The 13,908-nt window shown below is 34.2% G+C and carries 18 protein-coding genes; 11 read left to right on the forward strand and 7 right to left on the reverse strand.

The features are described from left to right. Positions 1-118 precede the first annotated feature (118 nt). The gene (locus R4Z09_RS12460) at positions 119-463 is read right to left on the reverse strand and encodes a metalloregulator ArsR/SmtB family transcription factor (RefSeq protein WP_338452606.1); all 345 of its coding nucleotides are present in this window, start codon (positions 461-463) and stop codon (positions 119-121) included. A 1,088-nt stretch (positions 464-1,551) separates the two neighbouring features. Here R4Z09_RS12460 and R4Z09_RS12465 point away from each other — a divergent pair. The 4 genes from R4Z09_RS12465 (at position 1,552) to R4Z09_RS12480 (ending at position 4,262) form a co-directional block, all read left to right on the forward strand. Continuing rightward, entirely contained in the window at positions 1,552-1,953 is a 402-nt protein-coding gene (locus tag R4Z09_RS12465) for a CBO0543 family protein (protein ID WP_338452607.1), read from the forward strand. A 22-nt stretch (positions 1,954-1,975) separates the two neighbouring features. Further along, positions 1,976-2,455, forward strand: a complete 480-nt coding sequence (locus R4Z09_RS12470; RefSeq protein WP_338452608.1) for a hypothetical protein — start codon at positions 1,976-1,978, stop codon at positions 2,453-2,455. 459 nt (positions 2,456-2,914) lie between these two features. Then, positions 2,915-3,667: an alpha/beta hydrolase gene (locus tag R4Z09_RS12475; RefSeq protein WP_338452609.1), complete on the forward strand. Its 753-nt coding sequence runs from the start codon at positions 2,915-2,917 to the stop codon at positions 3,665-3,667. Positions 3,668-3,674: 7 nt separating this feature from the next. Continuing rightward, positions 3,675-4,262: a TetR/AcrR family transcriptional regulator gene (locus R4Z09_RS12480; protein ID WP_338452610.1), complete on the forward strand. Its 588-nt coding sequence runs from the start codon at positions 3,675-3,677 to the stop codon at positions 4,260-4,262. Between the two features lie 272 nt (positions 4,263-4,534). Here R4Z09_RS12480 and R4Z09_RS12485 read toward each other — a convergent pair whose 3' ends face one another. The 3 genes from R4Z09_RS12485 to R4Z09_RS12495 form a co-directional block, all read right to left on the reverse strand. Continuing rightward, positions 4,535-4,873 (reverse strand): VOC family protein, encoded by a 339-nt coding sequence (locus R4Z09_RS12485; protein WP_338452611.1) that lies wholly within the window; start codon positions 4,871-4,873, stop codon positions 4,535-4,537. 424 nt (positions 4,874-5,297) lie between these two features. Beyond that, a complete protein-coding gene (locus R4Z09_RS12490; RefSeq protein ID WP_422392267.1) occupies positions 5,298-5,459 on the reverse strand; it encodes a DUF3898 domain-containing protein in 162 nt (53 codons plus the stop codon). Positions 5,460-5,576: 117 nt separating this feature from the next. Further along, entirely contained in the window at positions 5,577-5,753 is a 177-nt protein-coding gene (locus R4Z09_RS12495) for a hypothetical protein (RefSeq protein WP_338452613.1), read from the reverse strand. A gap of 471 nt (positions 5,754-6,224) precedes the next feature. On the opposite strand from R4Z09_RS12495, the gene R4Z09_RS12500 reads away from it, so the two are divergent. Together R4Z09_RS12500 and R4Z09_RS12505 are read left to right on the forward strand one after the other, a co-directional pair. Continuing rightward, positions 6,225-6,482 (forward strand): hypothetical protein, encoded by a 258-nt coding sequence (locus R4Z09_RS12500; protein WP_338452614.1) that lies wholly within the window; start codon positions 6,225-6,227, stop codon positions 6,480-6,482. Further along, positions 6,482-6,868 carry a retropepsin-like aspartic protease gene (locus tag R4Z09_RS12505; protein ID WP_338452615.1) on the forward strand — a complete coding sequence of 129 codons (387 nt, stop codon included), beginning with the start codon at positions 6,482-6,484 and terminating at the stop codon, positions 6,866-6,868. The genes R4Z09_RS12500 and R4Z09_RS12505 overlap by 1 nt, the downstream gene beginning before the upstream one ends. Before the next feature lie 253 nt (positions 6,869-7,121). On the opposite strand, the gene R4Z09_RS12510 is transcribed toward R4Z09_RS12505, so the two are convergent. Continuing rightward, complete coding sequence (locus R4Z09_RS12510; protein ID WP_338452616.1) at positions 7,122-7,301, reverse strand: small acid-soluble spore protein H; 180 nt, start codon at positions 7,299-7,301, stop codon at positions 7,122-7,124. A gap of 705 nt (positions 7,302-8,006) precedes the next feature. On the opposite strand from R4Z09_RS12510, the gene R4Z09_RS12515 reads away from it, so the two are divergent. Together R4Z09_RS12515 and R4Z09_RS12520 are read left to right on the forward strand one after the other, a co-directional pair. Then, positions 8,007-8,306, forward strand: a complete 300-nt coding sequence (locus R4Z09_RS12515; protein WP_338452617.1) for a hypothetical protein — start codon at positions 8,007-8,009, stop codon at positions 8,304-8,306. A gap of 391 nt (positions 8,307-8,697) precedes the next feature. Further along, a complete protein-coding gene (locus R4Z09_RS12520) occupies positions 8,698-8,973 on the forward strand; it encodes an SET domain-containing protein-lysine N-methyltransferase (protein ID WP_338452618.1) in 276 nt (91 codons plus the stop codon). Positions 8,974-9,330: 357 nt separating this feature from the next. On the opposite strand, the gene R4Z09_RS12525 is transcribed toward R4Z09_RS12520, so the two are convergent. Beyond that, entirely contained in the window at positions 9,331-9,969 is a 639-nt protein-coding gene (locus tag R4Z09_RS12525; RefSeq protein WP_338452619.1) for a hypothetical protein, read from the reverse strand. A 473-nt stretch (positions 9,970-10,442) separates the two neighbouring features. On the opposite strand from R4Z09_RS12525, the gene pssA reads away from it, so the two are divergent. From pssA to R4Z09_RS12540, 3 genes are all read left to right on the forward strand, one after another. Then, positions 10,443-10,934 carry a CDP-diacylglycerol--serine O-phosphatidyltransferase gene (gene pssA, locus R4Z09_RS12530; RefSeq protein ID WP_338452620.1) on the forward strand — a complete coding sequence of 164 codons (492 nt, stop codon included), beginning with the start codon at positions 10,443-10,445 and terminating at the stop codon, positions 10,932-10,934. A 207-nt stretch (positions 10,935-11,141) separates the two neighbouring features. Further along, a complete protein-coding gene (locus R4Z09_RS12535) occupies positions 11,142-11,564 on the forward strand; it encodes a VOC family protein (protein WP_338452621.1) in 423 nt (140 codons plus the stop codon). 33 nt (positions 11,565-11,597) lie between these two features. Further along, positions 11,598-12,952, forward strand: a protein-coding gene (locus tag R4Z09_RS12540; protein WP_338452622.1) for an IS3 family transposase whose coding sequence is annotated in 2 segments (ribosomal slippage) — positions 11,598-12,051 and positions 12,051-12,952 — 1,356 coding nt in all. Because the reading frame shifts where the segments join, the coding sequence is not laid out codon by codon here. Between the two features lie 346 nt (positions 12,953-13,298). On the opposite strand, the gene R4Z09_RS12545 is transcribed toward R4Z09_RS12540, so the two are convergent. Next, entirely contained in the window at positions 13,299-13,397 is a 99-nt protein-coding gene (locus R4Z09_RS12545) for a YjcZ family sporulation protein (protein WP_338452623.1), read from the reverse strand. Positions 13,398-13,908: the final 511 nt, after the last annotated feature.

The raw sequence follows: 13,908 nt of genomic DNA on the forward strand, positions 1-13,908 counted from the left end.
GGATAAAAATGTTATAAATTTTATAAAAAAGGGGGCGTTGAACAATGACAGTTAAGTTTCTTGAATACGTTAATAAGCGAATGGAAGAATTAACAGCGTTCGTTTGATGCTTGATAAATTACTGAAATTCTTGTTCCTCATTATCTTGGAACTTATCAAATATGTTAATAGTATCGACTAGATGATTATTAAACATGTGATTAGTGATAGAAAGCAAATTAATGACTAAAGGATCGCGTAGTGAATAAAAAACACGATTACCAGATTTTGTACCAACAACTATATTTTTGTTTCTTAATACCATAAGTTGTTGCGAAATGGTAGATCCGTTGCTACCAATAACATTTTGAATTTCATTCACACCCAATTCACCTTTAGAAAGTTCTTCTAAAATTCTAATACGAAGGGGATGGGATAGAGCCTTAAAAAACCCTGCTTTAAATTGTTGTATTTCACGATTCATACTATCTAACTCCTTAAGTTATAAACCCAGAACCACCCATTACAATGATCCGGTCAAAGGGTTACAATGTATTTTTATCATCCAACAATTGGATTATTTATATCAATTATAAATAGAAGTTATTAAATTTGTGTTAATTTTTGAATATGTAAAATTATTTAACCAAAATATATTATTTATGAAATAAAAGTAAAACAGTTGTGATAAGGTGATAGGCACGATCTAAATTGTGAAGGATTACACTTAAACTACCATGAAAATAAGTTTCCTTCAGATATGAAAAAAGGCAATACTTAAGAAGACCCTGCTCAATCATCAAAAAAAAGAGGAGGGCGTGACTGGATTAAGGTCAATATCAGTATTGACAGTTCTTAACCATTTTCATTCTTTGTGGTGCAGTTCGGCTGCATGGATGGCTAATGGGGCAGTTTTATTTGAGGAAGGTTTTTGTAAACTAGAGTCGAATAAATTGTTAAATTACTAAGAAAACAAATCTCCTGATTACGGCCACTTAAATGTACCATCCTTGACATAGTTTTTACCACTGAATGACAAAAAGTGTACCAGAGAATGACATACTGTTTGCCACTTCTAATTTTCTGGTAATAAAAGGGGAAATTACAGTATTGAGAATTAAATATGTTATAGTTTTTATAAAAATAATTTGATAGATTTTCATAAGCTCTGTCTTCCACAACGGGCCATAATATTGAAAAAGAGGATTTATAAAACACAACTTTTTTATGGAGTTGCCAGACTTCTTCAGATGTCACAAGCGTTGATTCATCAACCATGTATAAAAACATGTATAAATGATAAAAAATGGACAATAACCAAACCCTTGGTATAAATGGGTTTGGCCTTTTTGGTTTACTTCTTATTATTAGCTTTATGTTAATTAGATTTGTATAGAGTATTCATGTAATTATGGGAGATCTTGTTCGAATGAATATACTTATTGGAATTGGAAATTTTAAAGATATCGAATTTTCCTTTAGAAAGGATTGTGCCTTATGGAGAAAAAATTGTTAAACCTACTTAATGTATTGTGCATAATCTCCTTACCATTTTTGTTTAGAGGCTCAAAGATGAGAGAAAATTTACTTATTTTTTTCTCAAAAGGAGTTTTGGCAACCCTAATAGATGCTTATGTTGTTGCTACAAAAAAAGTGGAATATCCCGTTCGTCCTTTTCCAAAAATCTTTAAAACAAATATCATTTATGATGTGTTATTCTTTCCTATTTTAAGTGTCATATGGGTTAAGATCTCATACAACGATAAATTTCGGAAAATATTACTCAAAAGTTTAATATTTAGTGTCCCGATGAGTATAGGTCAATGGGTCATGGAAAGAAATACAAGATTATTCAAATGGAAAAATTGGTCACCACTTCACACTTTCGGTAGTGTAAACTTCACTTTATTTACAATTAGAGGATTTGTCGGTTTATTAAAAAAAATAGATAAATTGAAACACAATCAAACATAACCGAATAATAAAGGTTGATATTATGAATAAAACGTATAAGTTAGAAGCAATTCTTTGGAGTATTGCTTTTCCTGGATTTGGTCAACTTTTAAATGGTCACCTATTAAAGGGAATTCTCTTTATTATTTTAGAATTTACTATTAATGTAATGAGTTCATTTAATCAAGCAATTATGTATAGTTTCTTAGGGAAAATATCTGAGGCTTATGGAGTAGTGAATTATCAATGGCTTATGTTTTATCCATGTGTATATATGTATGCTATGTATGATGCTTATAAATTTGCAGAAGGAGTAAATCCAAGGTTGTCGTTTGTTCCATTTGCTTTTGGAGCTTATTTTGTCACCATAGGACTTATGTACTCACCAAATATATTTTTCGGAATATCATTTGGTCCGATTTGGCTTCCAATGATTTCTTTAATTCCAGGGTTAGGGATTGGATTTATTATTCGTTATCTTTTGATAAAAATTACTTCTAAACCAATGAATAGCGGGTTTTGATACTAAGAAAAACATCAGGTAGATATCGGCATTGTTGATTTCCCTAAACATTTTACTAATTGAAAGTATTGGATACGCAAAAAGGATCTTCAATTGAAGATCCTTTTTTCCGTGCCGATAATATCTGATTATGTAAAATAGGTAGACAAAAAACTATGTTATCCTTATTCTGTAATCGGGTGCGATTGTTGTAGATCATTAGTCTAATTCCTCGGTAAAAATATGGAGATATTGGACTTTTTTTCTTACAAGTTCTTTAAAGTTGTAATCCATGTTTTCCTGATACTACCCTATTGGTAAATATATTGGCAACAGATGGTAAAAAACATGGCAGAAGTGGTATATTCTGATATCCGTAATCATCTCTCAATTAATTTCTTATAATTCAAATTTTATATTGATTAAACGTTCATTCAATAATAAAATAAAACTGAAAATTTAGGAAATGGAGGAGTTGCAATGGATTTGTATTACGAAATTACTGGTAAGGGTCATCCTATTGTTCTTATTCATAGTGGTGGTGCTGATCTGAGGCAATGGGCATTTTTAGCTCCACTTTTAGCTGAGAAGTATATGGTAATTACATTTGATGGACGTGGTGCAGGTAAATCTCCAACTCCTAAGGGAGATGTCAACTATGTTGAAGATTTACTGTCTTTAATGGACTACCTAAAGCTCGATAAAGCAACAATCATTGGCCATAATATAGGCGGGCAGATTGCAACCGATTTTGCTCTTGTTCACCCTGAAAGAGTAACAAAACTCGTATTAATCACTCCTTCTTTAACTGGTTTTCACTGGTCGCCTGAATCTGTGCAAAATGTCAATAATGTTGTACACGCAGCTCCTAATATAGATAAGATGATAGAGATTTTTCTTAAAACACAAGCCTACCAAGTCGTTACCAATTCCACGCAAAGAGATCTCGCTATCCAAATGCTCCGACATCATTTCCAACGAATGTTAAAGTGGCCGGAATTCAAAATGATATGGCCTGAGCCGCCTGCCATCGACAGAATACAAGAACTGGAACCCCAAACATTATTTATAATAGGTCAAAATGACTTAGCGGATCATTTTCTTATTGCAGATCATTTTAGAAAACTCCCGCAAGTCAAATTTACTGAACTCGCAAATGCCGATCATATTATGATGGCATTGACCCATACTGAAGAATTATATCAAGTAATCACTGCTTTTCTGGAGGAATGAAGTTAAGATGCCACGAACACCTGAGGAAAATGAACGTATTCGCCAACTATCCAAAGAAAAAATCCGAGCAGCTGCCATGGAATTATTTATTAATCAGGGCTATTACGTTACTTCAATAAGTAATGTGGCTAAAAAGGCCGGCATTTCTAAAGGACTGCTATATAACTATTATAAAGGGAAGGAAGATCTACTTTCTGAATTGGTGGATGCCAGGATCAATGAAGTGGTCGAAGTAATGGAAGGTGCTTTCGGTTTAGAGGAACCAAGTGAACAACTTCAATATATTGTTGAAGGTGCGATTCGTAACATCCATCAAAATCCAGAAGTACATCGGTTCTTTCTACACCTGCAAACCCAACCGGAAGCTGACGAAGAATTGATTAAATACAGTAAACTCATTATCGGAGAAAATGCTAGGCTGTTTGAATTACAATGTGAAATATTTGAAAGGATGGGGGTAAAGGAACCAAGAAAACGGTCGTTATATTTCTCATCAGTGCTTCAGGGCATAATGCTGATGATTTCTACCTATCCACAGAAGTTTCCAATTGAAGAATTAAAGAAGCAGATTATTAGCGAGTTTTGTAATGACTAAACCGACTAATAGAAGCTCATCTGTTATTCAATTAAAGGGCGCCATTCCTGAGGAATTGGTGCTCATTTTGTATTTTAGAGCCAGATTGTTTAGTAATGCTTAGTGGGTTAAATGGATATTGTTGTACTTAAGCTAAAAACGCAGGTTTGTTTAATAAGACATGGCTCGTTTTCAAAAAATGATTATCATAAAAAATGGAAAAAGAGGCTGCCGCCAAATAGTGGGGGAAGCTTCTTCATAAATTGCTATTGAATGATCATTTTATGCTTCATTCAACTAAGAACCTCGATGGTAAATCCACCTGGGGCTTGAACATAAAATGTCCAGCGATGAGCCCTTTTTGGCGGTTTTACATCAAATCCATCATTCTTCAGGCGTTGATAGATCTCGTTCACCCGTTCTTCGCTCTCCTGCGAAAAACCTATATGAAAGGACTTCGGGTAACTTACCTGAAGACCTTTCATCAAAGCGAGCAATAATCCATCTTCGTCTACTAGTACAGCGAATGAATCCTCATGCGTGCTCTTGGTTTGTAGATCGAAATATTTCTCCAAGAACTCTCGAGCAGCGTTAACGTCAGTGACGGTTAAATTAATATGGTTTAGTTTCAAAAATTACACTTCCTCTCTTTAGTTATGATCTTTTACTCCTTATATTTTCTTTTTAAAAATGCTCTCCCAAAACTGGAAAGAGTTAATCAATAATACTCATATACAGAAAAAGCTGCTCGAGGAAAATCATTGTGACAAGATATTTAAAGGGGAGCAAAGTTCTTTAACAAAAAAACCACTTCGCTTTTTTGTTAGCGAAGTGAGAAGAATAATTTGATTAAATGGAAGCCTAAAAATACAAGCCATAAGATCTTGATTTTGTATTATTTGTGGTCAAAAATGTGATCAAAAAATGTTTACAATCGTAAATATATCAATACTTTTAGCATTCAGAAAACATGTAAAAACTAAAAAGAACTTCTCGAAAATCCCTTATTCCACAACCATTTTCATCCGTATCCGCTCCAACACCATCTCCAACTCATCAGGCTTCAAAAACTCTTTCAAACAGGATAGAATCTGATTCAAGCAGTAAGACATACTTTCCATTGATTTTCCCTAAATGAATCGTATTTCCAAAGTCCGCTAGATAGCTTTTTACGGACGTACTACCGACCTTCATACTTAGTTCTGCTTTGGAGCTCATCAGAAACGGTTATTTTAGAAAAAATAAAAAAATCCTTTTTACAATGAAATTTACGTTTGTGGGAACTTATTTGAGTATAAAAAATCTCTTTTTAACCACCATAAAATATCTTAGACATCATAATGTTGGTGGAGCCTCTATTGGTTGTGGTGTTGCTGTTAAGCTTTTTTGATAGGCTCTATAGGCAATGGCTGCAGCAAATGATGAGCCTATAAAAAGAAGTGCAACACCACCTAAAAGAAAGAGATTAGCGACTAATGTTTCACGTGCTACTTCGACTTCTTCCTGGTTCATAATTCCCCTCCTGTTCTTCCCAAGTTTAAGGTATGATAGCCCAGAGAAAATGTGTCAATTTTTTAAACTTGTTCTTGGTGAAAAATATTTATTTATCAACGGCAAAGGAGTATTAAGGAGTTGACATATCCGTATTTCACAAAAGTGTAAAATTGGGCTCGACTGTAAAATCGGCCGTGCCTGATCTCATTTTGGCTACCAGTTTAAAATAAGGTGGGAAACAAACACAAAAGGAATGTCCCATAAATTTTATTCTTTTTAAGAACCATCCGTTAATCAGGGTGTTCTTAAAGCATGAATTTGTCGTTTATTTTAGTAACCAAAAATAAATACTCCTGACTGGACACCCATTTAGGGTAAACAATTTATAATTTCTAGGGGGGAAGGGGGAACATATTGCTAGTAACCAAACTATAAAAAAAGGTGAACGCATGATAATATTAAGATTAAAGTAAGTTGGAGGTGATTTAAATGAAATGGGAAGAAGTATGCCAAGCATTTCCTGACCAATGGATGTTGATAGAGGCGATTCAAGCTTATACGAATGATGAAAGTGAACGTATTTTAGAAGAAGTTGCTCCTTTGAAAAAATTCTCCAATTCACCAGAAGCAATGAGAGTTTATCAAGAACTTCATCGTGAAAATCCTTCCCGTGAACTATATGTACTTCACACCAGTCGAAAAGAGCCTAATATCATTGAGAAAAAATGGGTAGGTGTGAGACGATAGTGAAGAAGTTAATTATAGATGAGGGATTATTACTAACAGATATGGAAGTAACCTATAAAGGGAAATCATTATTATTAAAACGGGTTCTAGTTGATACCGGATCCGGCAGCACGATTATTAAAACGGATTTAGCTGAAACAATCAGTATTGTTGCTGAAGAAAATGACATGATTTATCGTATTAGTGGTGTCGGGGGATCAGAGTTTGTTTTTTCAAAAACGATTGATTCCATAAAAAATGGAGAGAAAGAAGCAGATAATTTTACAGTAGAAATTGGTGCGATGGACTATGGATTTGAATTAGACGGAATTATTGGATTGGATTTACTACAACAAATGAAAGCAATTATTAATTTAGACAAGCTTATAATAGAGTATGACTGTTAAAAGCAAGTATGGCGGAAATTCCATAGTTGCTTTTTATTTTATACAACGCTCCTTATTCCAGGAAGGCGCCATTTTTAAATAAGAGGGCATTCTTTTTGGATTGAACCTGTTTATTGAAAAGGCTTGTAAGAAAGAGGCTTTGATTTTCTTGTCAAGAAGAGGGAAGGCAAGTTAAAGAAGATTTCAACTAAATTTGATTACATGAAACCACCACCCAAGGGTGGAGGTTTATTATGGGGAAACACTTCATAAATTACTGTTCAATTAAGCTTGTTACAGAAACACTTTGTTTATTATTTGGTTCTTCAAGGGAATGGATTGTAGCTTTTCCATTTTGTTCATCCACTTGCTCAATGTAAATACTTTCTCCATTGTAGGTAACATTAGCCATAATTGGCGAGGAAGAAATTTCTTGTGCTCGTTGTACGTTCATTGTAGCCACCTCCTTTTGATCTTCAATAGTTATAATATTTGTTCCAAATTACTTAGATATACTTGTTATAATTAATACAGCTTCCAAGTTCAAGTTTATTTTTCTCATGACTATTAAACGATAGACTTAAATGAGACTTCATTATTTTGTTAAAGGGCGTGATTCCGAGAAAAAGGTTGGCGCCCATTTTTTTGAATTTATTGAATTAAAGGGCAGAATTTTTTTATAGAATATAGACACAGAATCTAGAGAAATAAAAAAGAAGATGAACACTACATTTTGTAGAGATTCAACTTCTTTTCCGTTTGAAGAGGCATTTTGTCAACAGCCTCTTGAGCTGTTATTATGTGTGTAAATAGTGAAATTTTAAAACAATACCCAAATGGTAAGGAAAGTTTATAATATATCCATAATTTTGGGGAAAGGTATTTTTAAGTTTTTTCTTTCAGGAGGTTACTTATGGGGGAAACGTGGGGACGATCATCTCCTCGTTTCAAAGTGTAGGTAAATGTAAAAATATCTTGTTTGGTCACACAAATATAAATTGTTCAATTAAATATAAATTATTTTAGAAGTCGCTCAAATTGCTGAGCGGCTTCTTTTTGCATATTGAGAAACACATGAGTGTCTAACCAGTGTAACCATTTAATGTTTAACTGAATATACAATTAAGAATTTTATTTAAAAAGTGAGGGAGAAAAAAGTATGCCAAAAGGAATGGGAAAAGGAAAAGGAAAAGGAAAAGGAATGGCACAACCTTGTTGTTCCCCATTTAATGAAATACGCACATTTTTTGCTAACAATCCAGATGCAAGACAGATAGCAATCAATTTTCAAAACGCTCAAGGGGTATTTACAGAAGAAATCTTTATAAATAGTTTAAATGATTTCGATGTAAACAACTGTACTATTATTGCTGAACGTAATGTACCTGGAGACACGCTATTGAATTGTGGCATTCTGAATACTTTTTATATGCCAGGAAGCGTTAATGTTGTCGTGTAGTAAAAAAAGAGTATAAAAAAAGGTACTAAGAATACCCTATTACTTTTAAGAATTTCAAATAAAGCTAAAAAGAAGGTGCTGGATATTCCAGTGCCTTTTTTTATACCTTTTGAAACATAAAAAAGACCATCTATTGATAGTCCTTCTAAATTTTTTTCATGCCTGTCCAATCCTCTTTATAGTTTTTACATATCTTATAGTAGGAAGACTATGTCTTTGCTCATTTATTCATCACTCCAGAGAAGTGTATGTGATAACGCATACGCTTTTTCTATCTTTCATCAGAATCTACACTTTGGGACCCATCGTTATGAAAATAACGGAGAAATATGGTCGCGGGATATTTGCGGCGTGTAATATTAAGAAGGACTAATTCATTGAGGAATCACCAGTGATTATCATCCCTAAAGTTGAATGGCAACTAATGAGTGAATGTGTTCTTGTGAACTATATCTTCCGTTGGAACGAAGATAAAGCTCTCGCTTTAGGATACGGTTCTTTGTACAATCACTCCTACACTCCGAATGTAGGGTATTTTACTAATATTGAAAACCAATCGATAGACTTCTATGTAATGAAAGATATTCGTGAGGGAAAAGAACTGATGGTTAATTATATTGGGGACCCAGAGGATCAGTCTCCATTATGGTTTGAAGTCATAGAGTAAAATGCGTTACCTTCCATTGTCACCTCTTATAATACTTTTTTCGATGATGATATATTTATCTTTATTGAAGTAAAAGGTGCTTGAGTAGAACAATGGGGTTGCTGCGGCATCCTTTTTTCTTATTCCATGAATAGGTAATTTAGCTTAATAGTGAAATTTTAAAACAATATCCAAATTGTAAGGAAGGCTAATAATATAATATGTGAATAAAGCCTATGTAAGGTGAATTTACATAGCATAGGCTTTATTTTTTAGTTTTCGATTTAGGAGTCATTTTTTTTTTATACAAAACTCTTCATTTATCTTTATTAAAATGGCATTTAGCAATTTTTCGATTGGATGGTGGAGGTCAGTATATCATTCACATCTGTACTTGAAGGTAGGCTCTGTCTGAATATAAAAAGCATTTCTTACTTGTGCACACCAATTTGCAAAGGCTGATTTCCATTCAGCAGTATTAAAGAATTGATCAACAGTTTGAGTTTCGGAATGCCAAACAATAAATAGGTTAACCGGGGCAATTCCTCCTGCCCAAATGCCATTATTTGCGTCAGTATCTTCTTCCCTTACTAATAATAACGGGAGACCAAATTGATAAGCCATTGAAGGTTCCACTTGTGAATAAACTGATCCTTCCCATATTGGAGTGGTTGGTAGAGTAGTTGGTGGAGTGGTTTGTTCATTGAGCTCATTTGTCTGGATTTTAAAACGTCGAAGGTTTACTGCCAACATTCCATAACTTGATGAAACTAAGCGACGAATATCAGTTAAAATGGATTCAGGATAACTTTCACTTAAAGGTAATGTACGCGGGAAAAGCAAAGCGTTCTCAATTTCTAAAATTAGACGGTTTAGAAACTGTTGTTGCTTGTCATTTAAATGAGTTGTGGTACTTAAAAATATGGGAATACGATAGGCACGGTCAATACATTCTTGGTGTGCCGATCCTATTCTTACTTCATCCTTGCGTGAAGAACTATGCTTATCATTTCTCACTTTCTCACCTCCTTTTTTAGTATATGAAGAAGGAATAAGTGAGCTTGGACTAAATAATAAAATATTGCAATAGATCTGCTTATATGTTTACTCATAGTGTGTATGAAAGTTTTGCTGTGAATATTGCGTAAACGAAAGATAAGGATTAGGATTAGGATGAATTTCAACCAAATGTTATTATTTTAGATGATTTATCTAAAAATAAATATATAACTTGAAAAGAAGTAGAGAGACTTTGTGGAATTTCACAGGCTACAAGTACAAGAATATTGAAGGGATTAAGAAAACAGGAAAAAGTAATCTTATAGGGTCAGTCCAAACTTTTGACAAGTAATAATATAAAATAAATCTTCATGTTCCCCTAAAAAACATTCATATTTCATTAAAATGCAAAATGTCGTTTAAAGAATAACGGAAGAATTTATAGAAAATGCTAATGAAATGGGTGAGATTTTACGTCAGGAGGAATTAACTTGTTTAGTCAAGTTGCAAAAACGGTGCCTAATTTATTTACTTTGGGAAATTTATTGTGCGGTGTTCTTTCAATAACCTGTAATATTAGTGGCTTTTTAGAGGTAGCATCCATTTTAATCTTATTTTCTGCTATTTTTGATCTTCTTGACGGAAGGATTGCTAGAGGATTAAAAGTTAACAGCGAATTAGGAGTAGAATTAGATTCATTAGCGGATATTGTTAGTTTTGGTGTTGCTCCTGCACTTCTATTTCATACAATAGCAGCACCTTCCATATTAACTTCCTTGGCATTTATTTTTTTCCCAATAATGGGGGCGTTGAGATTAGCTAGGTTTAATGTTAAACCAACCATTGGGTATTTTAGCGGATTGCCTATTCCAGCAGCGGGATTGCCACTTGCTGTCATGGGCTTCTTTTCATATAGCAATGCATGGATTACATTAATCCTTTCTGTTTTAATGGTGAGCCCAATTCGGGTGAAAAAACTTTAATCTAGATTCAATGTAAAAAAGCTAGTAACCTGTTCGCAAAGGGAATAGCTTTTTTGTTTTTAGTTTTACTAAAATTTACAGGGAATGAAGGAGACTATACCGAAAATATTTATTGATGCTTATAATAAGTAAAATTAGGAGGCGAAGACGTATGCTGAATTTCAATAAGAGAACCGAGGATGTGTTACTTAAGGGAGACGTGCAAGGATGAGCAGCTATTCGCCGAAGCCTGAGCGATACAAGACTAATATTGCCCCTTGGCTTTCAGTAAGTAACGTGGAGAAGGCAATAAACTATTACCAAGATGCCTTTGGCGTGGAAATGCTTTATCGTCTTAATGACAGTAATGGGAAGCCAGTTGTCGCTCAATTATCCTTAGGGGGAGCGGATTTCTGGATTCAAGAGGACCCAGACTCTAGCCCTGATACGGTAGGACAAGGATTTTTTCGAATGATTGTAACTGTAAAAGATCCAGATTCGATGTTTGAGCAGGCACTTGTCGCAGGAGCAACCGAAGTCGCTCCTGTAAGTGAAGGTTACGGCTGGCGTGTAGGGCGCGTGGTCGATCCGTTTGGATATCATTGGGAGATTGGAAAGCCACTCAGCAATGAACTGCACCCCAATTGTTAGACACAATCTAACAATTGGAGGTGCAGTTTTTCTATGGCCAAATTTAGTGCGGAAGAAAAATTACAAGCTGTTATAAGATATGTAAATGGCAATGAAAGCTATAGAACAATAGGGAAATCTATTGGCGTAGATCATAAAGCAATTGCAAAATGGGTCAAACAATTTGAATATAACGGTGTAGACGCATTTATTAAAAAATGTACAATTTATACACAAGAGTTTAAACTAGATGTACTTAATTACATGACTGAATTCGGTACATCTACCATTGAAACTGCAGCTATTTTTAATATACCTGCCCCTTCAACGATTATTGTTTGGAAAAAACAACTCGAAACAAATGGAATGGATGCCCTTCAGTTAAAGAAAAAGGGGCGTCCATCCATGAAAAAAGATTCGAATACACAACCAAAACAAGCACCTGTAGAAGGCTCTACAGAAGCACTTCAAGCGCGTATTAAACAACTTGAAATGGAAAACGAGTATTTAAAAAAGTTGAATGCCTTAGTTCAAAACAAGGAAAAATCACCACGAAAGACAAAGTAAGAGTAATCTGTAAATTAAGGCATAAATATTCGGTGAAGGCACTTGTGGCCTATGCAAAAATACCACGTAGTACATTTTATGATATCGCTAAGAAGTTAGATCTACCGGATCCAGATGCCGATTTAAAAGCAGAAATCAAAGCGATTTATGATGAACATGAAGGTCGTTACGGCTACCGTCGCATTCGTGATGAGCTAGTGAATCGTGGGCAAAATGTGAATCACAAGAAGGTTCAACGCATCATGAAAGAGCTAGGTATAAAGTGCATAGTACGTATGAAAAAATATAAATCATATAAAGGCTCAGTGGGTAAAATTGCGCCCAATATTTTAGACCGCAACTTTACAGCAGAAGCGCCAAATGAGAAATGGGTAACGGATATTACGGAATTTAAATTATTCGGAGAGAAGCTTTATTTATCGCCTGTTTTAGATTTATTTAATGGCGAGATTATCACGTATACAATTGGTTCACGGCCGACCTATTCGCTTGTTTCAGATATGTTAGAAAAAGCTTTAGAACGCTTACCAGAGGACCACCAGCTACTCATACATTCAGATCAGGGCTGGCACTACCAAATGGAGAAGTATCGTAAAAGGCTTCTATCAAGAGGAATTGTGCAGAGTATGTCTCGTAAAGGAAACTGTTACGACAACTCTGTGATGGAGAACTTCTTTGGGATTATGAAGTCTGAATTCCTCTACTTGAAGGAATTTGAAAGTGTAGAACATTTTAAAAAAGAACTAGAAAAATATATCGAATATTACAACACGAAACGGATGAAGGCAAAATTAAAAATGAGTCCGGTCCAATACCGAACTCATTTTACCCAAGCTGCCTAATGAAATAACCGTGTCTAACTTTTAGGGGTCACTTCACAATTGAGTGTTTTTTAATAAGACAACATCACTTATCATCAATTAAAAGTCGCTTTCCTTGAAAAAGAATAAGCGTAGTTTCATTTAAGGGCCGTTTAAAGGTAGGAAGAATCTCAAGAAAATCGAAGGCTTATGATATTGCTAGTATGGACTTTGTGAAAGATTACACTTAAACGGGAGTTTAGTTTAATAAGAAGAACATGTCCAATCCGTATTTGACCCAAACTATGCATTAAGACGAAAAAAAGAAGCGTTCTATACACGCTTCAAATTGAGGTGGTGGCGTTAGTCTTAATGGGTTGCTGATTCATTAGTATCCACTCATAAAGCTTGTTCCAACAATAATTAAAAGGATGAAGAGAACAACGATTAAAGCAAAATTAGTACGAGATCCGCCTGCGTATTCCATAGTCTATCACCACCATATTAAGGAGTTAATATATATTATGTAATGATGGTTAATCTGAAACGGACAAGCATGGAATTTTTAATATAATAGCTATTTTTTTGATATTTAAGTTCACAGTTCGATGATTTAACGTGTTGACGACTTATATTACGAAGAAGTGAAAAGGGTTAATGTAAAAAAACGTTCTACAAGAGAACGTAAAAAATTGAAAACTAGTACCTATCTTCCAAAAAATAGAGAAAAACCAATGATAATAACACCTAGTATGAAAACCACAACATTTACAACCGAATTATAGTCTCTAGGGTCTTTTTGTTGGTTTTTTATGTTTTACCACCACCTTTTATTAAATGCAATATTATATGTAAAAAGTTAAATTTGAATTGTACAAGTATCTAAATATTCTAATCTTTTAAAATGGTTTTTATCTATTACACAATACGATGATAATATGCAATAAAAAATGTAGTTGTTGAACGGGTGCAAGAGGTTTAAGAACCATCTGCCTTTT

This window comes from Niallia oryzisoli, assembly GCF_036670025.1.
Taxonomy (GTDB): Bacteria; Bacillota; Bacilli; order Bacillales; family Cytobacillaceae; genus Bacillus_BD; species Bacillus_BD oryzisoli.